This is a genomic window from Leptolyngbya sp. FACHB-261 (assembly GCF_014696065.1).
GTDB lineage: Bacteria > Cyanobacteriota > Cyanobacteriia > FACHB-261 > FACHB-261 > FACHB-261.
The window spans coordinates 133,391-156,060 of the sequence record NZ_JACJPL010000026.1 but is presented as its reverse complement, the minus strand read 5'-3'; the positions used below and the strand labels follow the sequence as shown (position 1 = coordinate 156,060).

Genomic DNA, 22,670 nt, shown 5'->3' with positions numbered 1-22,670 from the left:
TAAGATACAGGTCAAAAAGAAATAGTTCCGCTGCCGCAAGCTAAATCACCCGATCGGGTAGGGTTTGTTAGTTCTCAATTAAGCGAGTAGCTTTTGCTGAAATGCTTAAAGCAAGCAATTGCCTGAGGAGGTGGAACTTCCACGCCCTCAAGCAATTGTGAGCTGCTGATTGTAATCTGCGGTAGGAGCTACAGCCTATATTTATTGAGCAGAGCGGCGACGACGGCTGAGTAAACCAACAATTCCTAAACCAATCAGGCTACTGAGAGTAGCAGGTTCGGGAACCGAGGTTGCGGCTAGACCAATCAGGGGAGTGTCGCCCCGACCAATAGTGCCTTGAGCTGTTGCCTTTCCTGTTGGTAGATCAATCTTGTATAGGGTTGAACCAGAAGCTGCAAAGGCGGTATTTATCCCCTTACTAGGTGAGAAGATGTCAAATCCTCCCAGCGCTCCAAAATCAACTCCTAAAGAACCTACAGTGTTCAGCGTGCCAGCGTTGGGTGGATTTTGCAGAACTAATACATCCTGAGCAAAGTCAATGCCATACAGTTGGGTTGTTCGACCGGCGGGCGCGCCTCGGAATGCGTTGGTATATGCAGCGGCGGTGATATTGGGGTCTACACCAGCGTTAACATCTCCAGGTGCATAAGCTAGGCTAGCGTCAGGCTGAACACCTACCGTGTTGAGGTCAAAGTCAGCTACTACACCCGTATCAACATTGATGCGGAAGTTTTGATCATTGCTGCCAACTAACCGGAGACGATCAGCAGCTGGGTTAAAGTCTAGCCCTGATTGCTGCCCGCTAGTGAAGCCGAGGGGAGAGAGCGAATTTTGTAAGGTTGCAGCACCGGTAACTAGGTCAATAGTATAGATGCCATTCTTATCGGTGACACCGTAAAGCAAACCGTTGGCTGAACGAAAGTCAATTCCTAACAACGTACCGTTGATGCCAGTTACGCTAAGACGTCTTGTTTCAGCAGGATCATTAGGATCAAAGGAAAGTAAGGTATTGCTCTCGGTGAGACCAAACAGCCGAGTCGTTGCAGCTTGCGCTGCTGGAACGTCCTTGAGCAAGGTGAGAGCTGTTGCGACGAATAGGACTGCGATTGTATTGAATCTGTTCAGTCTCATGAAAATCTCCTAGGGATTTGCTGGAATACAGTCGCGGACATACTCAGAAACCCTACAAACCCTACAGAAGTACGAGCAGGCTTGGATTTCGCCGTGCTTGACCCACCTCTGTATATTTGCGGTCAGCTGCCTCGTTACGGTTGAGATCCTCTTTTGGAGACCGAACAGAAAGGCCTTCACGAAAACTTTGCATGTTGTGGGTCTAATTGGTTGTTATGTAAAGCTTTTGTGAACTAGCAGGCATCCCAGCTCTGATAGCCTCAATTTGATCAAGTAACGTTGCAGAGATATGGCGTGCCTATGATCGTCTAACCCATCGGTAAGCCTGTTCCAGCTCCGTATTTACCCGCGGATAGGTTGCTGAATCGTTGACTTGTGAGTGTAGATTGAACTTTGGGCAGTTGCAAACGCTAATGAAGTTGTGAAGGTTGCCGAAAACTACTCAATCTCATCATCGGCTTGTTACAGAATGGGTTGAGTTAGTTGTTGAAAGATTATCTGCAATTGGTCAGAAGCAAGTGATTTGGAAATTGATCGTCAGACAATAGCTTGAAAATATAGCTATGCAGTAGCCTAACTACGTGGCAACTTTATTGAGATGTCATTGTCTGGATTGATGAGTTCAGAATCAATCAACTTCTACCTGACACTTGCAGGTGAAGATTAGAATACTCGAAATCTTCGATGGGACTCGTCAAAAACGGCAAAGAATACTGGGTGGAAAGAAATACGACATGGCATAGCAATGAAGCTGTTGAAAAAAGTCTTTAGAGCTATATTCGATATATCTGCCACTTATTGCTCTTAACCGTTACAATTAGCCTAATGTAACTTATTGACATTCAGGTAATGCAAGCCTTGGGAGAATTATGCTATGAGTTCTACTCAATCTACCGAGCTTAGAAGTCGTCTTCTGCCTCAGGCCGTAGCTCTAGTTGAACGAGCGCTGGGAGGTGCGAACGATTCGCAAGTCGTTGAAGCCCTACTCGACGCCTGTAGCTTTTTAGAAGAGAGCGCTCAAAGCGATGCTCCGATTGTTGCGCTTGAGCGAGATGTTCGTACAGAGACTGGCACCTATCATCTATTTATTAGGCGGTTGAGCAGCAGTGTTCCTGCCGGCAAGTTTCAGATTCTGATCACCTGTGACTTAGCTTCTGGCTTAATTTATTAATATTCACTGGCTTTGATAATTGCGTCCAATAAAACGAGTTATTTCAATTAACCTATTTGGTATTTGAAGTTGACGATGAGAACTTTCTCATTTATTGTTCATCTCTTCTTCATTGAGGCGTTGAAAGGTAGTAATCGAGGGAACTAATACCAAGTTCTCTGGTTCCTCGGACCACTAACCTAACCTAAAAGGAGCTGCGTATGAGTCCTAAGGTAATTCTCTGTCTAATGATGGGTGCCAATCTTGGCTTTTTATTGCCACTAGGGAGCCAGTTAGCTAATGCCGCCGTGTCCTCGGAGCGGACTGTAGCAACCCAGCAATCGGCTCTTGACGTTGAGGTGATCGACTTAGCAGGCCGCGATTTCTCTGAATTCATTATCGCTGGTAACAGCAGCAACAGCAATAGCAACAGCAATAGCAATAGCAGCAGCAATAGCAATAGCAATAGTGACAGTGACTCTGGTCGCAGACGCTGGTGGCTGGATGATGATGACGACTAAACCAGGCTTGTTGTTTTAGAGCAGTTTTAGGGGACGGGAACTGATTGAGAGGCTTAATTTTGTAAGTACGTTTAGCTTGAATAATTGAGAGCTTCTCGTCCCCTTTCTTGTCCTTGTACAGCTAGATTGAGAAATCGCAGAAGTTTTTTAGAGATATTACTTAGCTATGAGGACTCTACAGCAGCTACTAGCACCGCTTGTCATTGAGCAGTTCTTGGCGCAATACTGGACCCAGGAAGCAATTCACATTTCGACAGACAATCCTCAGAAATTCCAAACCGTTTTTTCATGGAATGATTGAAATTACCTATTGAACTATCAGAAACTTACAGAACCAGATTTACGTTTTTCAACAGAGGGTAAGTCGCTACCAGAGACGCGCGATCGACGCGATTGGAGCGATCGGCTGCGACAGGGGGCGACACTGATCATCAATGGCGTTCATCAACGAGTTCCAGCAGTTGCTCAACTCGCGGCTAATTTACGATGTGACATTGGTTATGAAACCCATGTCAACCTGTACTGCTCACCCGCAAGACAACAAGGGTTTGATTGCCACTATGACACACACGATGTCCTAATCCTGCAAATTGATGGCGAGAAGAAGTGGTTTGTTTATCGAGAAACAGTATCCTATCCCACTTCAAACATGCCTTCATCAAAGCAGCTTCAACTGACAGAGCCGCCCTATCTGGAATGCACTCTTAGAGCTGGAGATTTACTTTACATCCCAAGAGGACATTGGCATTATGCGGTCGCTTGCGAACAGCCATCTCTTCACCTAACAGTGGGAATTGAATGCCAAACCGGACTAGACTGGCTTGGTTGATTGGCGACTTACAGAAGAAAGCGGAGTGGCGGCAAAGCTTACCTGCAATGGTTGGCGACAACACTGAAGCTTTAGAACAGCAGTTGACTCAACTCCGTCAGCAATTGATTGAGTCCTTACATCAGCCTGATTTGCTCCAGCGATATATTGACGCTCTCGCCTATCGTGATCATCCCTCACTACTAGTTAACCTGCCCAGTCAAATGGGGTCAGATATTTTTCCAGATTTATTTTCGACTCGGTTTGCTTGGTCACAATTACATCACATTCGCCTTAACCAGCTTGGGGAGGAGTATTATCGCGTGCAAGCTGGATCAAAGCAGATTGAGCTGAAGGGCATTCCACAAACTTTAGCGGAGAACTTGTGGAGGCAGGCTGAATTCAGCCTGTCTGACATTGCCAATTGGGCGCCTGAGCTTGATTTTGAGGGGGATATTGCTCCACTAATCACACGCCTCGTGACAGAGGGAATTTTACAGGTCAAGCCCGCCTCTGTTAGCCCGTACTTACACTCGTAGGCGATAACCCATACCTCGAACAGTCTCAATCAGGTCGTTGCCCAGCTTCTTGCGTAGGTAACCTACATAAACATCAACGATGTTAGAGCCTGGGTCATAATCGTAACCCCAGACCCGATCTAGCAGTTGCTGTCGGCTCATAACCTGCCCAGGGTGGCTTAAGAAGGTTTCAGCCAGGGTAAATTCGCGAGCAGGTAGCTCAACTGTGCGCTCGCCAACTTTTGCCCTTCGAGTACGTAAATCTAGAGTCACATCACGAACCCGCAAAATCTGCTCATCTTTCCCTTGCGATGCAGTTGCATTTCGCAGGCGTGCTCTTACCCGTGCCAGTAGTTCCTCGAATCGAAAGGGCTTAGTGATGTAATCATCTGCACCACCTTCTAACCCAGCCACCTTGTCCTTGATGCTATTTCGAGCTGTCAGGATGATGATTGGCAGTTGCTCTCCCTGTCCCCGCAGCTCCTCTAGCACACTTAGCCCATCTTTGCCGGGAAGCCCCAAGTCTAGAATAAGCAGATCGAACTGACTTTCCTGAACCAGCACCAGCACCTCTTGGGCTTCAGTCACGACGGACGTAGTAAAGCCATGAGCGCGTAAGCCCTTCTCGACAAAGGAGGCAATACGAGGCTCATCTTCCGCGATGAGAATTTGATGCACGGGTCTCCACTCTTTGAAGCAACTCTAACGGCAAGACGATGGTGAAGGTCGATCCAGCTCCCAGGTGACTATACAGTTCAACCCGTCCACCGTGAGCTTCTGCAATGGCTCTTACGATCGATAACCCCAACCCGGCCCTTCTGAGCGGCGATAGCTATTGGCAGCCTGGGCAAAACGTTCAAAAATCCGCTTCTGATCAGCAGGGGCAATGCCTTTGCCCGTGTCTCGCACCCAAAAACGCACATAATTTGCATCAATTACAGAACCAAGAGCGATTGTGTCGCTCTCCTGAGTATGTTGAGTGGCATTCTGCGCTAAGTTCATCACTGCTTGAGTAATTCGCTGGCGATCGCCCACTATCTTTCCTTTAGCAACCCTGTCCAGCAGCCAGTTTCGGCTCGCTAGCGCTCTTCCCTTAGCGAGCAATTTCTCTGTTAATACGGCAACATCAATTGTCTTTAAATATAAAAAGTCGGGTTACTCAGCCTGTGCCAACACAATTAAATCGTCTACAAACCGGCTCATCCGAGCCAGCTCATCTAATAGCAGGAGCCGAGTCTCTTGCTGTTCTTCCGGATCGCTACTCATCAGCTCTAGATGCCCACGAATAATGGTAATGGGGGCGCGGAGTTCATGCCCAGCATCATTAATGAAGTCTCGCTGACTAGCAAATGCTAACTGCAACCGCTCCATCATGTCGTTAAACGTGATTGCAAGTTCTGCAATGTCTCCACTGCCCTGCACTGGAATTCGTTGGGTTAAGTCTGATTCGCTGACCGAACGGGCTGTTTCCTTCAATGACTGAAGCGGTGCGAGCACTTTTCCTGCTGCCAACCGAGAGAGGGCAACAGATAGTGCCAGCACGACAAGCATGACTTGAATAACCACCTGAATGGTTTCCTGGACTTCTTGACTTTCACCGACTGCTGTATGGGCTACAACAAATACCCCCATCCATTTCTGGTTAATGATCAGTGGTTCAACCCGATAGATAATGGTTCCAGCAGAGGTATTTACCGTTCTTTGTTCTGGCTTCACTGCAGCTGCCCACTGTTGAATCAAGTCTGATCCGGGCTGTAATGGTTCTGGCAACGCTCTGGGGCTGTATTCGTACAGTTTCCCATTTAATAGTGTCAGCAGAAATTCATCATCACCAGGAATATTTCTAGAAAGAAAAACATCAAAAATAGCAGCAGCATCTTCACCAAATAGCTGACCTGTTCGGGGATTTTCCTCCCTATCAAGCGCCGAAATTCCTCTACTTCTTGATCCAGAGATCGCTCAATTCGTTCTTGCACCCGTGAGAATAACACTTGACGAATTGTTGGAATAGAGACTCCAGCAAAAAACAACATCAACACAAAATACGAAATTGAGATGCGAGTTCGTGCTTCCCCAAACAGCCTTTGCCAAGTGTGCCACCGCATCTTTTCAACCTGTCTTTCTCTTGGGCTGTAGTAAATTAAGATCGGTTTTCTAAATCTTGCTTCTCTAGACTCTATTGCAAAAAAGAAAAGAGTTCCAATAAAGATTTTACTATGATCGCGAGCCTAGACATATTTCCTTAAAATAGTAGAGCAAACTGCTTCAGGAGCTGTAGCTGATGCTTTACATGGTCATCGAATACTTTAATGCAGGTGCAGCGGTTGATATTTATCGTCGTGCTCGTGACCGAGGTCGTCAATTGCCACCTGGACTTGAGTATGTAGACAGCTGGGTAGACCTAGATTACTTCAGGTGCTTCCAACTCATGCGTACCGATGATCGGGCCTTGTTTGATATCTGGATTGAGGCTTGGAGTGATCTTGGCCATTTTGAGATCATTCCGGTGCGCAGTTCAGCGGAAGCTGCTCAGTATATTGCGCACCAGCTATAGGCAGCGTGGCTTTTTCGGAACAGACATAACCTTAAGGCCATTAGTTATAACCCTGAGCGAGTACCCTCACTCCCAAGAGTGGCAACGCAGAAGACACTGAGAGATGCGGTTGCCGTCTGCCTAAATACCGAGGTGTCAGCGGCTGCCGCTTTTCTTATCCTCCGTAGTTATGCTGATTACAGAGGCAGATCTAGCAACTAGGATGCATTTGTTGATACATCAAATGATGCTTTCTAGGGATGAGCAGTAAGAGAACATTGCCAGTAGATCAGCCGGGAGTAGGCAAATTAATCTATAGGATCAGGCAAAAAACCCAGCTAACCCAGGAAAAGTTTGCGGCTAAGTTGGGAGTCACTCACCTAACCGTAAATCGTTGGGAGAACGGTCACTCTAAACCCTCTCCTCTGGCTTTGCAAAAGCTGGAAGAGTTAATTCAGCAACTCAGCGTCGAGGGTGAGGACCTGCTAGCTAAGTATTTCTCAGAAGAATAATTCTATGTTTAGAGGTGTTAATAGATTGAGGGTTGTTTAGCCTATCTAGTTAAAAAACTATTATTAGTGGTCGCAATTTTATAACCTTGCTCTCATACCCTTACGAGGACTCGAGATTTTAGAGTGAAGTTCTTATTTTCCATCGCAAAAACAAGAACCTAAATTTGAGCTATTTCCTAAGAAAGTTGCAACATCTAGCGTTCCAAAGGGAGAAGCCTTAGTGAGTACCTACATAAACGAACTAGAGCAGCAGAACATTCAAGTTCAGCGGCTAGAAGATTTATGCATTCACCAGTTATTTGAGTTTCAGGCAGAAAAAGTCCCTAACAATATCGCAGTTACTTTTAAGAATCAACAGCTTACTTATCAAGAGCTGAACCAGCAAGCTAACCAACTAGCGCACTATCTACAGAAACTAGGAGTGGGGCCTGACGTTCTGGTTGGCATTTGTTTGGAACGCTCGCTTGACCTAATAGTTGGGCTTTTAGGTATTTTAAAAGCTGGTGGTGCTTATGTGCCTTTAGACCCTGCGTATCCGCAAGAACGCTTAGTCTTCATGCTGGAAGATTCGCAGATAACCGTATTGTTAACCCACCAGCATTTGCTAAGTGCGCTTCCAGAAACTGAAGCACAAGTAGTCTGTCTAGAACGGGATTGGCAGATTATTGTCCAATGCAGCCAGGAAAACTCAACCAACGATGTGCTTGCCAATAACTTGGCCTATACCATCTATACTTCAGGCTCTACTGGCAAGCCAAAAGGAGTTCAGATTGAGCACCGGTCTGTAGTGAATCTGCTCAATTCCATGAGCCGAGCGCCAGGATTAACCCATCGAGATATCTTCCTTGCGATCACGACCGTGTCCTTCGATATGGCCGTTCCGGAACTCTACCTACCGCTTGCTGTAGGGGCTTGCGTTACCTTGGTTTGTCGTGAGGTTGCCTCTGATCCAGCACAGCTAATGAGAGTGCTGACCCAATTAGGGGTAACGGTTATGCAAGGGACGCCAGCAACCTGGAGGTTGTTACTGTCAGCAGGATGGCGAGGTGATCCGTCGCTCAAAATTCTCTGCGGTGGAGAGGCTCTAACCCAAGCACTAGCTGAGCAATTGTTAGAGCGTAGTGGTTCGGTCTGGAACATGTATGGTCCCACAGAAACAACTGTTTGGTCTGCCGCGTACCGGGTGGAGCCTGAGAGCCATCCAGGGCTAATTGGTCAACCGCTTGATAACACTCAAATCTATCTGCTAGATTCACAGCTTCAGACAGTTGCTTTGAATGAGATAGGAGAGGTCTACATTGGGGGTATTGGTCTCGCTCGGGGCTACTGGAATCGACCTGAACTGAACCAGGCGAAGTTTGTTCGCCCCCCTCTAAGCACCGAGCCAGCGGCCCGCCTTTACAGAACTGGAGACCTCGCTCGTTATCTACCTGATGGCAGCCTTGAATTTATTGGGCGTGCGGATCATCAGATCAAAATTCGTGGTTTCCGCATCGAATTGGGCGAGATTGAGAGCAAGCTCTACGGACATCCAAACGTTAGAGAAGCTGTAGTTGTTGCTCAAAAGCATTCATCAGATTCATCAGACGGCAAACGCTTAGTTGCTTACATTGTTCCAAAGCCATTGTCGGCATCAGCCGAGCCTATTGCCCCCACGCTACCTCCGAGTGAACAAGTTTTGTACTGGCAGCAGGTGTGGAACGAAACGTACAGCCAACCGGTAGCCCCCGAAGAGCCCACATTTAATATCAGTGGTATCCACGACAGTCATACTGGCCTGCCAACTCCAGTCGATGAAATTCGGAAGTGGTTAGATTACACGGTTGAGAGAATTCTTGTTTTGCAGCCGAAGCGCGTGCTGGAGATCGGCTGTGGTACTGGATTATTGCTATTTAGAATTGCACCCCATTGCTCTCGCTATGTCGGCACAGATATCTCTGCAGAAGCGATTGGTTATGTTCAGCAGCAACTAGACAGTCAGCAGAGCCAAGCACAGGTCACAGTTCTAGCTAAGGCAGCTGACGCCCTAGAGGCAACAGTCACCGAAACATTTGACGTGGTTGTCATCAACTCTGTCATTCAGTATTTTCCAAATCTGGACTATCTACTACAGGTTTTAGAAACAGCGGTTAAAGTTGTTCAGCCCAGAGGTCACATCTTTATTGGTGATGTGCGCAGTTTGCCTCTGCTGGAGGCCTTTCACACCTCGGTTCAACTGCATCAAGCTCCTGATTTTTTGCCAATTGCTCACCTCCGGGAGCGGATTCAAGAGCGGGTAGCGCAGGATAAAGAGTTGGTGATTGATCCAGCTTTTTTCGCTGCCCTCAAACAGCGATTCCCCCAAATCAACCAGGTTCAAGTACAGCTAAAGCGCGGCTGTTATCACAACGAATTTACTCAGTTTCGCTACGATGTAGTTCTTCACATTGGCACTGAATCTTTGCCTCCGGTCGAACCTTTAGAACTCGACTGGCAACAGCAGGAACTCACACTATCTTCGCTTCACCAAGTCTTAAAAGATTCCCAACCGAAAGCTCTTAAGGTTAGCCAGATTCCAAATGCACGGCTGCTCAAAGAAATGAGTGCTATGGAATGGCTGAGAAATTATGCTGGTTCTGGAACCGTGGAAGACCTACGAGCAAACCTTCAAAACAAGCCCCAGCTTATAGGGATTGAGCCTGAAGCGTTATGGAGCCTTGGGCAAGATTTAGGCTATACCACTCATATCCAGTGGTCAGAGAGAAACAGTACAGAGGGCTACTATGATGTTATTTTCCAGCAGCAATCAGCCTTAACTGTTGATAGACACAAGCACAAGATCTCTAAGGTCGGTGATAGAATAGTGTCTAATACATCCTGGCATACTTATGCCAATAATCCTCTTCAAGCTAAAGGAGCTAACAGTCTAGTACGGCAGTTACGCTCCTTTATGCAGGAGAAGTTACCCGGTTACATGGTGCCATCTACGTTTGTTCTCTTGGATGCTCTGCCTCTGACACCCACCGGTAAAGTAGACCGTCAAGCTCTACCCACTCCTAGTCGAGCCAGACCGATTTTGACGGAAGAATTTATTGCCCCTCATAGTGAGCTGGAGGAGCAATTAGTAGAGATTTGGGCTCAGGTCTTGGGAATCGAGCAGGTTGGCACCCATGACAACTTTTTCGAGTTGGGAGGAGATTCGTTACTCACTGTTCAGTTGGTTTGTCAGGTGAAAGAAACTCTCCAGATCAAGCTCCCCTTGCTATGCCTCTTTGAGGCCCCTACAGTTGCTGAATTTGCTCAGGTAATTCAGCAGCACTCAAGCTCCCCTGCTGCACTTGAAGATCAACCTGGGCCGAGTCTTGAGGCTGAAGCCGTTCTGGATGAAACCATTGTTCCAGCCGCGCAGGCAGCGGATCCAACTGCTGAACCCAGACATATCTTCCTGACTGGGGCTACTGGCTTTTTGGGAGCGTTTTTGCTCCATGAACTTCTACAACAAACTCAGGCAAAAATCTATTGTTTGACTCGCTCTGCTGATCCTGAAACTGGCAGGCAAAAAATCCAGAAGAACCTGGAGCACTATTTACTTTGGGATCAAACGCTAAGCCCCAGAATTATTCCAGTAGTTGGCAATCTGTCCCAGCCTTTGCTGGGTCTTACAGAACAACAATTTGGTCAGCTAGCAAGCGAGATTGACCTGATCTATCACAACGGTGCACTGGTCAATTTGATCTATCCCTATGCTGCTTTGCAAGCGCCTAATGTCTCTGGCACCCAAGAAATCCTCAGATTGGCAAGCCAAAGCAAAACGAAACCGGTGCATTTCGTCTCTACCCTTGATGTGTTTCAAACGGCTGAAGCTTATGGTACGAAAGACATTCAAGAACAGGACGACCTTGCCCCTCACAAAACCCTCGGCGATGGTTATACCCAAACCAAGTGGGTGGGTGAGAAGTTAATGACCATTGCAAAATCAAGAGGAATACCAGTTTGTATCTATAGACCTGGCATGATTTCAGGTCATAGCCAAACAGGGATTTCTCGAACAGATGACCTGATCTGCAGAATGATCAAGGGCTTTATTCAGCTTGGCAACGCGCCTGACCTGGAGCTGATGCTCAATTTGATTCCAGTTGATTACGTCAGTAAGGCTATCGTTCATCTGTCGAGACAGCCAGAGTCTTTAGGCAAAGCTTTTCACTTGCTCAATCCTCAACCCTTACACCTTAGCGAGGTAGTCAACACAATTAGTGCTCTCGGCTATCCTGTTCAACAGATGGACTATGAGCAATGGCGAGTTGCCTTACTAGAAGATGATGCTCAGGAAAATGCGCTGAAGCCCCTAGCATCTCTGTTGATCCAAAAAACTTCAGACAAACCTTTAACCTATTTAGAAACTTGTTCTCTCGGGGCTCAGGCTCTTGACTGTCAGAACACGGTCAGGGGGCTAACTGGAACCTCCATCGTTTGCCCACCTGTCGATATCACCTTGCTGAATTCTTACCTAGCCTACCTAAAGCGTAGTGGGGCTCTAGAAGGCCAATTCACTAGTCCCTTCTAGCTAGCACACACATCAACACTCAGCTCATAAAAGCACAAACGTTACTGCACATAGAAACTTAATTCATGGAGTGAACAGGGTGAGGTCCCCTAGATCCTTAACAACAAGTCTATCTCGCAACCTAAGCTCGTTCGAAACTTGGGGTTTTGGCCTCTCAGGACATGTGGGCTGGATCGGTACTGCACCCGCTATCCATGCTGCCCTCGGTCCTCAAGCGGTCTTCTTGTGGTTGCCGGGCGTGATTGTCTCGGTCATGCTTATTCTGCAAGTGCAGCGATTAGGGCAGTTTTGGCCTGATGTAGCAGGTGGAACTCCTAATTATGCGGCTCGCTTACTGACGCAACAGAAGTTGCCGAGTCTAGGCCGCTATGCTGCCATCGGCTACTTCATCGGCTGGGGTACAGCACCTGCCGCTTATGCCTTCGTTTTGACAGATCTTATTCAAGCCAATCTGGAGCCTCTAGGAATTACCTGCCCAACAACACTGCTCAAAATTGGCTTTACGGCCATTGCCTTTGTCGTTGGCTTTAGTGGCACCCGCGCCTTAGGAATTCTGCACTTATTTTTTGTAGTTCCAGCAGTTGCCTTCCTACTGATGTTTTGCCTACAGGGACTTGGCTGGCTAGCTTTCTCCCCGGCTAGCCCAGGTCTTTTGCCTAGCCACTGGTCCAGCCTCAGCCTGGGCGATTGGCTCAAGTGGTTCTTCGTTGCCACTTACTCGGTTTACTCCGGTGAAACAGCGGCTGCGTTTGTTGCCGATAGCCGTCAACCCCTTCAGACTCTACGCTTTCTGAACTTCGCTGCCTGGCTGATGCCAGTGGCCTTTGTGGGAGGGTCTTGGGTGCTCATGCGACTGGCAACTCAACCCGACGGACTAGGGGACAACCTATATCTGAACCTGCTAGCTGCCGCTGAGCCCTTCTGGGGACCGTCTGCTTCGGTGCTGGTGACCTTATTGATTGCCTTTGCCTGCCTGCTGACTTGTGCCACCACGGTTGCCAGCACCCCCCGGATTCTGTACCAGCTTGCACTAGATGGTCACCTTTCGCCTGTATTCAAGGTGGTTTCGCAACGCGGGGTGTTGGGTCCTGCCTTGCTCTGCACTTTCCTGCTCAGCCTGGTGTGTCTGCTATTGGATGACCTTTCCCACGTAGTCATTGTGGCGGGAACGGGCTATCTGTTGTCGATTATGGGTCTGCATCTAGGGCTGTGGCTGAACCGGAGCAGACCTGAAGTACGTTGGCCTAAATGGTCACTCTGTTTCCTGCTTGTGGAAGTAGTAGTGCTGGTAATAGGAGGTCTGGCCTGGAGTTGGCAGGATTTGCTGAGTGGCCTGCTCTTGCCGGTTGTCATTCTAGTCATAGATGCTGCCCTGCGCCGTTTGCCCTTTGCTGTCTTGCAGCCCGCATGGTGGCAACGGCATTACTCGCAACAGCATCAGGGCAAGATGCAGGACTTCGTGATGTTGCAAGTCGTAGTGCTGATCTCGCTCATCTGTGGTGCCGCTACAGTGGGCTGGAGTATCAGTGCTCAACTCAGCAAGATTTCACCAATAACGCATGGCAATATGTTGGTGATTCTGCTGGTAACCCTGTCCTTCGTAGGTGTGGCCATTGCTTGCTGGACGACCTTACCCCAAGTAGCGGCTATTGATGAGGCACGGAATCAAGCAAAGAGCTTACTCAGCATGGCGCTAGAGACAGTACCAGATGGCATTGTGGTGCTAGATGAGAATGGCACAATCCGTCGAGCAAACCCAGCGGCAGAGAACTTGCTTGGGCTCGCCAATACGGTTCTATTGGGCAAGCCCCTCCAGGTATTTTTTACAGAACTAACAGGCAAGCCAGAGCAATGGCCCAACCGCAGTGAGCAATACCCTCAAGGGGAGCAGGGCTCGCGCATCATTGAAGTCACCCTCTCCCACCAAGCCAATCAAAGACTACAAGAATATGTCGTGATCTTGCGGGATATCACCGAGCGTAAGCAGACAGAAGAGGAACTGAAAGCAGCTCACGACCGACTCGAGCGGCGGGTCGCACAACGCACCATCAAGCTATCTAAGGCCAACGAGCTACTTAGGCAACAAGTCAAGGAACGTAAGCGGGCGGAAGAAGCTTTACGGCTTCAGAATCTACAGGCGCATTTGTTCGCGGAAATCAGCTTGAAAATCCGTCAGTCTTTGCAACTGGAAGACATTCTGCAGACAACCGTCGTGGAGGTGCAAAAGATTCTCCAAGCGGACCGAGTGCTGATCTGCCAAATTCAGCCAGCGTCTCATGGAAAGGTAGTTACAGAAGCCGTGGTTCCTGGCTACCCTAGTCTTCTAGGGACAACAATTACCAGTTCTTGCCCGCCATCAGAGTTTTTTCAGCACTCGTGGCAAATTCAAACTGATGATAGCGCTGAGCTAGAGCAGATGGACCCTAAAATCTGTTCTTTGGAATTGCTACAACAGTCTGAGGCAAAGTCTCATCTGATAGTGCCTATCCTTTTGAAAACCGACGCCTGGGGACTTTTGATTGTCCACCAAAACACAGTTGCAAGACAGTGGCAAAGTTCGGAAGTTCAACTGCTGCAACAGCTGGCAGATCAAGTCAGTATTGCTTTAGCGCAAGCACAACTTCTTGCGGAAGAAGTCCATCAGAGACAAGAGCTTGAATTAACCCGTCGTCAAGCAGAGTTAGCCTCTGAAGCCAAAAGCACCTTTTTGGCAAATATGAGTCATGAAATTCGTACTCCCATGAATGGTGTAATTGGCATGACTGGGCTCCTGTTAGATACCGAGCTTCAGCCTCAGCAGCAGGACTTTGTTGAAACGATTCGCACCAGTGCTGATTCCTTGCTTACTATTATTAATGACATTTTGGACTTCTCGAAAGTTGAATCCAACAAGCTAGAGCTGGAGAAACAAGCTTTTGAATTGCGAACTTGTGTCGAAGATGCGCTAGCTCTGCTAGCCCTAGAAGCGTCAGAGAAAAGTTTGGAGTTAGCTTATCGGGTTGAGCCACAAGTGCCGACGGTAATTTTGGGAGATGTTACTCGTCTTCGGCAAATCTTAGTAAATCTGTTGAGTAATGCAGTTAAATTCACCGAAAAGGGAGAGATAGTCGTTTCTGTGACCGCTCATGAGCAAGTCACAAGTAGCGCTGTAGGGGAATTGCAATCCCCTAAATACAAGATCTGTTTTGCTGTCAAAGACACTGGTATTGGCATCCCTAACGAGCGCATGGATCGCCTATTTCAGTCCTTTAGCCAGGTCGATTCTTCGACCACTCGCCAATACGGGGGTACTGGCCTGGGCCTAGCAATTAGTAAGCGCTTGAGCGAGATGATGGGGGGTAGCATTTGGGTTGAAAGCCAAGTGGGCGAGGGTTCTACCTTTTACGTCACTGTGGTTGCTGAATCTGTTCCTAACCGCTTGCACACTGAGCAGCGAAATCAGCAAGTGAAACTCGCTGAAAAACGGTTGTTGATTGTCGACGACAATGCCACAAACAGAGAAATATTAGTCATGCAAGGGCAGGCGTGGAAAATGCTACCCCACGCTGCCAAATCAGGAGCCGAAGCATTAAGTTGGCTCCAGCAGGGTAAGCCCTTTGATCTGGCAATCTTAGACATGCAGATGCCAGAAATGGATGGTTTAAATCTAGCAAACGAAATCCGCAATCTACCTGCGGGTAAAGCCTTGCCCCTCGTTCTATTAACTTCCCTTGGTAGGCAGGAAGCCAGTGATGTTGATGACAGTGTGCTCTTTGCTGCTTCCCTATGCAAGCCAATCAAACAATCCCAACTCTACGACGTTTTGGTTGGTGTCCTGGAAGATTCACAGCTTGAAATAGGCTCAGGTCAACCACCCCTACCTCAAGCTGAACCTCTGCTAGCTGAGCAACTTCCTCTACGAATTTTGCTAGCCGAAGATAACGTTGTGAACCAGAAAGTTGCTTTACTCATACTTAAAGGAATTGGTTATCGAGCTGATATTGCAGGTAATGGTATTGAAGTATTAGAATCCTTACGTCGTCAAACCTACGACGTGGTTCTGATGGATGTGCAGATGCCAGAGATGGATGGCTTGACCACGACTCGTCTCCTTTGCCAAGAATGGCCTCAAGAGCGCCGCCCTCGAATCATTGCGATGACAGCCAACGCTATGCAAGGTGATCGCGAAGCATGCCTTGAGTCTGGAATGGACGACTACATTAGTAAGCCCATTCGAAAGGAAGAGTTAATCCAAGCTCTCAGTAAGTATCCGCTGTCCACATAGCCCTAAATTCTGGATTCAAGAAGCTGGTTGCTCGAATTCTCAGCAAAGCGTTCTACCAAACCTACCAGACTTGGTAGGGGCAGAATTATCCTGAATCTAATATAAGCAGGCTAGTTCATCAATCTTTGGGGCACAAGCACAAGGCCTTAACTTTTAGTCGAGTTAAGGCTTTGTGCAAAGGTGTAGACGGGAGCCAAGAGTAATAGCTTGCTACTCGGTACTGTGAAGCTTGAGAAATACCGTGCCTGCTCGATGGACAGGAAACCTGCGCAGGAAAATAGTACAAAACTAGTACAACCAGCCTGTTTGTCACTCCTTAGGCAGGACAGTTTGCTTTACCCATCTTTACGAGCCATTGGCACCTAAACAGCAGAGGTATACAAACCTACACGTTGCTCCCACGCCAGCCAGGTTAAACCTATTGGGCAAGTGGTATATACATTTCTTTATCTGCATTTCTTTTCATAGCTGGCCATCAGGGAGCGCTGCAAAGCTCACTAAAACTGCCTCAAGAAAAAGATGATTTGAGCATAGTAGATAAAATTGAAATAGACTTGGCAGGAGACAAGAATTTAGCTGGTTAACAGGGGACTTGGAATCAAGTCGAGTATTTATGCTCTATCCAGAATGGAGCATCGTAGTAATTCACCCCCTGAGTTTACAAAGGTTTATTTATGAACAGGATACTAGTTAACTATACTCTGACACAAGTAATTCACGAAGGTGTTAATACAACAGTTTATTCAGGGTTAAAAGAGCCAGAGCAGCAACCTGTCGTCCTTAAAGTTCTCAAGTATGAGTATCCTCCTCTAGAGGAGATTGCTCGCTTAAAGCATGAGTACAAGATTCTTCAGACTTTAGACATTGAAGGAGTAATCAAGCCTTTAACTCTAGAGATTGACCAAAATGGTTTGGCGTTGGTATTAGAGGATTTTGGTGGAGTCTCTCTGGAACAGTTGTTGGAGAGCAAACCCCTTCCCTTAGTTGAATTTCTTAACATCGCCATCCAACTGGCCTCAACACTGGCGGAACTCCATCAAAATCAGATCATTCACAAAGATCTCAATCCTCGCAATATTCTCATCAACCCTCAAACTAGGCAAGTCAAAATCATTGACTTCAGTATTTCATCATACCTACCTCAAGAGAATCAGACTGTCGTCGATCCCGCGTTACTGGAAGGTACCCTGGCTTACCTATCACCAGAACAAACTGGGAGAATGAACCGGGCAGTTGATTATCGTACTGACTTTTACTCTTTAGGAGCCACCTTCTATGAAATGCTGACTGGGCAGCTCCCTTTTCCAGTGACAGATCCCTTGGCACTGGTTCACAGCCATATTGCCAAGGCTCCCATCCCCCCCAGCCATATAAATTCTTGTATCCCACAGGCAGTCTGTGCTCTGGTAATGAAACTATTGGCGAAGACAGCCGAGGAGCGGTATCAAAGCGCCTTGGGTCTCAAAGCAGACTTGCTAACTTGCCAACAAATGCTGCAGGCTTCAGGGCGGATCGCTTCCTTTCAAATTGGGCAGCTAGACTGGTCCAGTCAGTTCCTCATCCCCCAAAAGTTGTATGGTCGGGAGAATGAAGTAGCGATGTTGGCAGCGGCCTTTGATCGGGTGAGTAATGGTGCGGCTGAGATAATGCTGGTAAGCGGTTACTCAGGCATTGGTAAATCCTCACTGGTCAATGAAGTCCACAAACCGATCGTGCGGCAGCGTGGTTATTTCATTTCAGGCAAGTTCGACCAATTCAAGCGTGATATTGCCTATGCTTCTCTAATTCAAGCATTTCGAGATTTAATGCGGCAGCTGCTTACTGAAAGTGCCAATGTAATCCAGAGCTGGAGAGTAAAGTTTTTAGCGGCCCTCGGCTCTAACAGCCAAGTGATCATTGACGTTATCCCCGAAGTTGAGCAGATCATTGGAGCTCAGCCACCAATCCCCCAGTTAGGAGTGACCGAGACTCAAAACCGTTTTAACCGAGTATTCCAACAATTTATTCAGGTGCTAACTCAGCCTGAACATCCACTGGTTTTGTTCCTGGATGACCTGCAATGGGCTGACTCTGCTTCGCTCAAACTCGTTCACCTGCTACTTAGTAGCCCTTATAGCAAATACTTCTTGGTCATTGGGACTTACCGCGACAATGAAGTCAATTCAGCTCATCCGTTAATGTTAATGCTGGAGGAAACTCGACAGGCTGGCGTAACGGTGAACAATGTCACCCTTCAGCCATTAAACCATGCCCACATCACGCAGTTAATTAGCGACACGCTACACAGGAAGCCGGAGGAGACAAACTCACTGGCTGAGTTAACTGTTGACAAGACCCAAGGTAATCCCTTCTTCCTGACACAGTTTCTAAAATCCCTTTACCAAGAAAATCTGTTGTTCTTCAACTTTGACAGGGGATGCTGGCAGTGGGACATTGCTTGCCTTCAGGCTACTGACATCACAGATAATGTAGTTGAGTTAATGATCAGCCGAATTCAAAGGCTATCACAGAAGGCGCAAAACGTTTTGCAGTTAGCTGCCTGTATCGGAGAAAAATTTACCCTAAATGTTCTAGCCATCGTCAACGAAAAGTCTCAGTTAGAGACGGCAAGAGAATTGCGGGAAGCCCTAGAGTCCGGCCTGATCTTATCTCTCTCTGAGGCTTACAAAATCCCAGTTGAGCTTGACCTGGAAGCCCTAAAGACATTAGGGCTTGACCCTTTAGAAATTACTTACAAGTTTCTACATGATCGCGTTCAACAAGCAGCTTATTCTCTCATTCCAGAGGAGCAGAAAAAGCAAACCCATTTAAGAATTGGTCGGCTATTGCTGCAGAACACTCCACTTGAGTTGCAAAGGGAGAATGTTTTTGATCTGGTCAACCAATTAAATTTTGGTACTGACTTACTCAGTTCGGATTCAGAAAGATATAAGCTAGCTATACTCAACCTCATCGCTGGTCGTAAAGCAAAAGTAGCAACAGCATATGAAGCTGCCGCAAATTATTTGGAGGTGGGACTGAGTTTATTAACAGCTTCCAGTTGGGATAGACAATACCAACTGACATTATCTTTGCATGAAGAGGCGGCAGAGTCAGCATTTCTAAACGGCAAGTTTGAGGAAATGGAGCAGCTCACTGAGGTAGTGCTGCAACAAGCTAAAACGTTGTTAGATAGAGTGAAAGTATATGAAATAAGAATTAAAACCTGTGAGGTCCAACGAAAGTTACTCGAAGCAGTGAAGCTCGGCCTGCAAGTTTTGAAAATATTGGGAATACAACTCAACGAATTTCCTACTCCACAGGATATCCAAGCGGCCGTTGAAGAAACAGCAGCAAATTTAGTAGGGAAAGAAGTAAGGGATTTAATCAATCTACCGTTGATGACAGACCCAAACAAGCTAGCGGCACTTAGGCTGATAGCAAGCTTGGTTCCTGCGGCTTACCAAGCTGCACCCGCACTCTTTATTCTCATGGCCTGCCAGCAGGTAAACTTGTCTATTCAATACGGAAATACTTCTTTGTCAGCCAGTGGCTTTGCTGATTATGGAATTGTCTTTAGCGGTCTGCTGCAAGATATTGAGGCGGGTTACAGGTTTGGGCAGCTAGCTTTAGAGTTGATGAACCTATTGAACGCTCGTGAAGTTAGGTGTCAAACATTATTTAAAGTTTCGACCTTCATCATACATTGGAAGCATCATGTTCGGGAAACCTTGTCCCTCTTAGAGGATGCTTATCTGAGTGGCTTGGAGAACGGAGATTTAGCTCATACTGGTTATGCAGCAAGTTTTAAATGTCAGTATGCCTATTGGAGCGGCACAGAGCTCCAAAAGCTTGAGCAAGAAATGACGAGCTACGGGAGGACAATCGCTGAAATCAATCAAGAAACTGCTTTAAAATGGCATCAAATATTTCATCAAGTAGTTTTAAACCTGATCGGAGCAGTTAAAAAACCTTACCGTTTGCTCGGTGAAGTTTATGATGAAGAGCAACTGCTGCCATTGCACATGCAATTAAATGAGCGGACGACTATCTATTATGTATTTCTAAATAAAGCGATTTTATGCTACTGGTTTGGTGAATTCTTACAGGCAGTAGAAAATATTGCCCAGGCTGAGCAATATATGAATGGAGTAACAGGATGGATTGTTGTTCCATTATTCTACTTCTATGATTCTCTAACCCATTTAGCTATTCATTCATCAGCTTCACACACAGAGAGAGAAATTCTTTTGGAGAGAGTAGTTCGCAACCAGGAAAAAATGCAGAGATGGGCAGAGCATGCCCCAATGAATTTTCACCATAAATACCAGTTAGTAGAGGCAGAAAAAGCACGAGTTTTGGAGAAAATTGTAAAGGCAATGGCACTTTATGACAGTGCGATCGCTGGAGCTAGGGAACAGGGTTATATCCAAGAAGAAGCATTGGGTAACGAATTAGCAGCGAAGTTTTACTTCTCGCAAGGCAGAGAAAAAATCGCTCGGGTTTACCTGATTGAATCTTACTATGCTTACCTGCGTTGGGGAGCAATGGCAAAAGTTAGGGATCTGGAAGAGAGATATCCCCAAACTTTGTTCCAAGCTCTGAAACGGGAAAATAGCGACCATACGCAGACCGAGCCGATAACAAGCCCTGGGTCTATAGGAAGTGCGCCAGCTTTAGACCTTGCTACAGTCATGAAAGCATCTCAAGCGCTTTCGGGTGAGATTGTCCTAGACAAGTTGCTAAAAAAACTCATGCAGATCGTACTCGAAAGTGCGGGTGCTCAAAAGGGCTTTTTACTCCTCGATAAAGCGGGACAGCTATTTCTAGAAGCAGCAGGAGGAACCGCGGTAGAGGAGATGACTGTGCGGCAATTGGTGCCCCTGGAGGTGACAGAAACGCCTGAACATTCCCTACTCCCCATATCCGTCATTAATTACGTCGCCAGAACCCAAGAACCTGTGGTCCTAAGTGATGCGACAACTGACAAACTCTTCGCTGACGATGCTTACATCACGAGACAAGGATCAAAATCAGTTTTATGCATGCCAATCCTACATCAGGGTAAGCGAACAGGGATTCTTTATTTGGAGAACAACTTAACGATCGGAGCTTTCACCTCAAACCGGTTGGAAATCTTGCAACTTCTCTCAGCCCAAGCCGCCATCTCCATTGAGAACGCACGTCTCTATTCTGACCTGGAGGCAGTGAACCGGACCCTGGAAGCCAAGGTGGTGTCACGGACGCAAGAGCTACAGGAAAAAAACTTACATTTGCAACAAGAAATTTGGGAACGTCAGAAGGCAGAGGAAGCTGCTGACGTTGCTAGCCGTGCTAAGAGCGAATTTCTAGCAAACATGAGCCATGAGCTGCGTACACCTCTAAACGGCATACTAGGGTACAGCCAGATTCTCAGAAAAATCGAGAACCTGACCGAGCAACAAGAAAATGGATTGAAAATTATCCACCGCTGTGGCGAACATCTACTAACCCTTATCAATGACATCTTAGATCTCTCAAAGATTGAAGCTCGGAGGATGGAGCTTCACGTAAACGATTTCGATTTTCCTAACTTTCTAAAAGAAATTGCTGACATCTGCCTAATACGGGCCCAACAGAAAGGGATCCTGCTGATCCATGAGATAACTTCTCCCTTGCCTAAGTTAGTTCAAGCGGATGAAAAGCGTCTACGTCAGATTCTGCTTAACATTCTAAGTAATGCAATTAAATTTACCGAAGTAGGAGAAGTCACATTCAAAGTTAGCTCCCATGAGGGGAAAATCCGCTTTCTGATAAAAGATACAGGTATTGGAATTGCGGCAGAGCAACTGGAAGCTGTTTTCTTGCCTTTTCAGCAGGTAGGCGACCAGGGTCGTAAAGCTGAGGGGACAGGCTTAGGGCTTTCCATCAGCCGCCAACTAGCGCAACTAATGGGCGGGGATATTCAGGTGAAGAGCACCTTGGATGCAGGGAGTACCTTCTGGCTCGACCTCGCTCTGCCTGAAGTTTCTGAGGCAAGAGATAGTGTCAATTCCAAAGCTCAGATCATTGGTTATCAGGGCCCTAAACTGAAGGTTTTAGTCGTTGATGATAATTGGGAAAATCGCTCTGTTCTTGTCAACTTTCTTCAGCCTTTAGGCTTTGAAGTGGCTGAGGCAGAGAACGGACAGGATGGACTGAATAAGGCTCATCAGACTATACCTGATGTCATTTTAATGGATTTGGTGATGCCAGTTATGGATGGTTTTGAAGCCACGCGTCAACTTAAGCTGTCGCCAGGTCTTCAAGGCGTGATTGTCATTGCTACTTCGGCCAGCGTTTTTGGCTTCAATCAACAGGCAAGCCAGGAAGCAGGTTGTAATGGTTTTATCTCTAAACCTGTACGGGAAGCAGAACTCCTAACGCAACTACAGGCTTGCCTCCAGCTAGAGTGGATTTACGGGGAAGTAAACAGTAAGCACACAAGTGATGAGGAATGTCTCAAAGACGAAGCTTCAGCGTCTACACTCGTCCTCGCACTCCCCCCTGAAGAGATCAACATCTTACTTGATTTGGCTATGAGAGGCGATATCAGGGGAATCGTTGACCAGGCCGCTAAGCTAGAGGTACAAAATCCGCTGTGGCTGCCATTTACGATTCAGCTTCGTCAACTCGCAAAAGGCTTTAAAGAGCGGCAAATTTTAGAATTGATCCAACGTTTTCGGGCATGAA

13 protein-coding genes and 1 pseudogene are annotated in these 22,670 nt (G+C 47.1%); 9 read left to right on the top strand and 5 right to left on the bottom strand.

Annotation, left to right across the window (positions count from 1 at the left end):
* Window positions 1-201: 201 nt before the first annotated feature.
* On the bottom strand, window positions 202-1,131 hold the full coding sequence (locus tag H6F94_RS16745; RefSeq protein WP_190803381.1) for a DUF4394 domain-containing protein: 930 nt from the start codon (window positions 1,129-1,131) through the stop codon (window positions 202-204).
* An 874-nt stretch (window positions 1,132-2,005) separates the two neighbouring features.
* Between H6F94_RS16745 and H6F94_RS16740 the strand changes: the two genes are divergently transcribed.
* From H6F94_RS16740 to H6F94_RS31745, 4 genes are all read left to right on the top strand, one after another.
* Window positions 2,006-2,302, top strand: coding sequence for a hypothetical protein (locus H6F94_RS16740; protein WP_190803380.1), 297 nt, complete (start codon window positions 2,006-2,008; stop codon window positions 2,300-2,302).
* A 200-nt stretch (window positions 2,303-2,502) separates the two neighbouring features.
* Window positions 2,503-2,802, top strand: a complete 300-nt coding sequence (locus H6F94_RS16735; protein WP_190803379.1) for a hypothetical protein — start codon at window positions 2,503-2,505, stop codon at window positions 2,800-2,802.
* A 310-nt stretch (window positions 2,803-3,112) separates the two neighbouring features.
* Window positions 3,113-3,631 carry a cupin domain-containing protein gene (locus H6F94_RS31750; protein ID WP_199320486.1) on the top strand — a complete coding sequence of 173 codons (519 nt, stop codon included), beginning with the start codon at window positions 3,113-3,115 and terminating at the stop codon, window positions 3,629-3,631.
* A complete protein-coding gene (locus H6F94_RS31745; protein WP_199320485.1) occupies window positions 3,601-4,149 on the top strand; it encodes a hypothetical protein in 549 nt (182 codons plus the stop codon). The genes H6F94_RS31750 and H6F94_RS31745 overlap by 31 nt, the downstream gene beginning before the upstream one ends.
* Here the strand turns inward: H6F94_RS31745 and H6F94_RS16725 are convergent.
* The 4 genes and pseudogenes from H6F94_RS16725 to H6F94_RS31725 all read right to left on the bottom strand — a co-directional run bounded on the left by H6F94_RS16725 (window position 4,138) and on the right by H6F94_RS31725 (window position 6,233).
* Window positions 4,138-4,806 carry a response regulator transcription factor gene (locus H6F94_RS16725; protein ID WP_190803378.1) on the bottom strand — a complete coding sequence of 223 codons (669 nt, stop codon included), beginning with the start codon at window positions 4,804-4,806 and terminating at the stop codon, window positions 4,138-4,140. The two genes, H6F94_RS31745 and H6F94_RS16725, sit on opposite strands and share 12 nt — an antisense overlap.
* Window positions 4,778-5,130 (bottom strand): annotated as a pseudogene (locus tag H6F94_RS33580) (sensor histidine kinase). The gene H6F94_RS16725 and the pseudogene H6F94_RS33580 overlap by 29 nt, the downstream one beginning before the upstream one ends.
* A gap of 153 nt (window positions 5,131-5,283) precedes the next feature.
* Window positions 5,284-5,844, bottom strand: a complete 561-nt coding sequence (locus H6F94_RS31730; protein ID WP_199320482.1) for a HAMP domain-containing protein — start codon at window positions 5,842-5,844, stop codon at window positions 5,284-5,286.
* Between the two features lie 95 nt (window positions 5,845-5,939).
* Entirely contained in the window at window positions 5,940-6,233 is a 294-nt protein-coding gene (locus H6F94_RS31725; RefSeq protein WP_199320481.1) for a hypothetical protein, read from the bottom strand.
* Window positions 6,234-6,409: 176 nt separating this feature from the next.
* On the opposite strand from H6F94_RS31725, the gene H6F94_RS16715 reads away from it, so the two are divergent.
* From H6F94_RS16715 to H6F94_RS16695, 5 genes are all read left to right on the top strand, one after another.
* Window positions 6,410-6,682: a DUF3303 domain-containing protein gene (locus H6F94_RS16715; RefSeq protein WP_190803377.1), complete on the top strand. Its 273-nt coding sequence runs from the start codon at window positions 6,410-6,412 to the stop codon at window positions 6,680-6,682.
* A 239-nt stretch (window positions 6,683-6,921) separates the two neighbouring features.
* Window positions 6,922-7,173, top strand: a complete 252-nt coding sequence (locus tag H6F94_RS16710; RefSeq protein ID WP_190803376.1) for a helix-turn-helix domain-containing protein — start codon at window positions 6,922-6,924, stop codon at window positions 7,171-7,173.
* A 220-nt stretch (window positions 7,174-7,393) separates the two neighbouring features.
* The gene (locus H6F94_RS33295; RefSeq protein ID WP_190803375.1) at window positions 7,394-11,716 is read left to right on the top strand and encodes an amino acid adenylation domain-containing protein; all 4,323 of its coding nucleotides are present in this window, start codon (window positions 7,394-7,396) and stop codon (window positions 11,714-11,716) included.
* Between the two features lie 79 nt (window positions 11,717-11,795).
* A complete protein-coding gene (locus H6F94_RS33290; protein WP_190803374.1) occupies window positions 11,796-15,980 on the top strand; it encodes a response regulator in 4,185 nt (1,394 codons plus the stop codon).
* Window positions 15,981-16,654: 674 nt separating this feature from the next.
* A complete protein-coding gene (locus tag H6F94_RS16695; RefSeq protein ID WP_190803373.1) occupies window positions 16,655-22,669 on the top strand; it encodes a hybrid sensor histidine kinase/response regulator in 6,015 nt (2,004 codons plus the stop codon).
* Window position 22,670 lies beyond the last annotated feature (1 nt).

Excerpts from the sequence above, each read along its gene's own strand:
- H6F94_RS16745 (WP_190803381.1), bottom strand. The coding sequence starts at position 1,131 with ATGAGACTGAACAGATTCAATACAATCGCAGTCCTATTCGTCGCAACA.
- H6F94_RS16740 (WP_190803380.1), top strand. The coding sequence starts at position 2,006 with ATGAGTTCTACTCAATCTACCGAGCTTAGAAGTCGTCTTCTGCCTCAG.
- H6F94_RS16735 (WP_190803379.1), top strand. The coding sequence starts at position 2,503 with ATGAGTCCTAAGGTAATTCTCTGTCTAATGATGGGTGCCAATCTTGGC.
- H6F94_RS31745 (WP_199320485.1), top strand. The coding sequence starts at position 3,601 with ATGCCAAACCGGACTAGACTGGCTTGGTTGATTGGCGACTTACAGAAG.
- H6F94_RS31725 (WP_199320481.1), bottom strand. The coding sequence starts at position 6,233 with ATGCGGTGGCACACTTGGCAAAGGCTGTTTGGGGAAGCACGAACTCGC.
- H6F94_RS16715 (WP_190803377.1), top strand. The coding sequence starts at position 6,410 with ATGCTTTACATGGTCATCGAATACTTTAATGCAGGTGCAGCGGTTGAT.
- H6F94_RS16710 (WP_190803376.1), top strand. The coding sequence starts at position 6,922 with ATGAGCAGTAAGAGAACATTGCCAGTAGATCAGCCGGGAGTAGGCAAA.
- H6F94_RS16695 (WP_190803373.1), top strand. The coding sequence starts at position 16,655 with ATGAACAGGATACTAGTTAACTATACTCTGACACAAGTAATTCACGAA.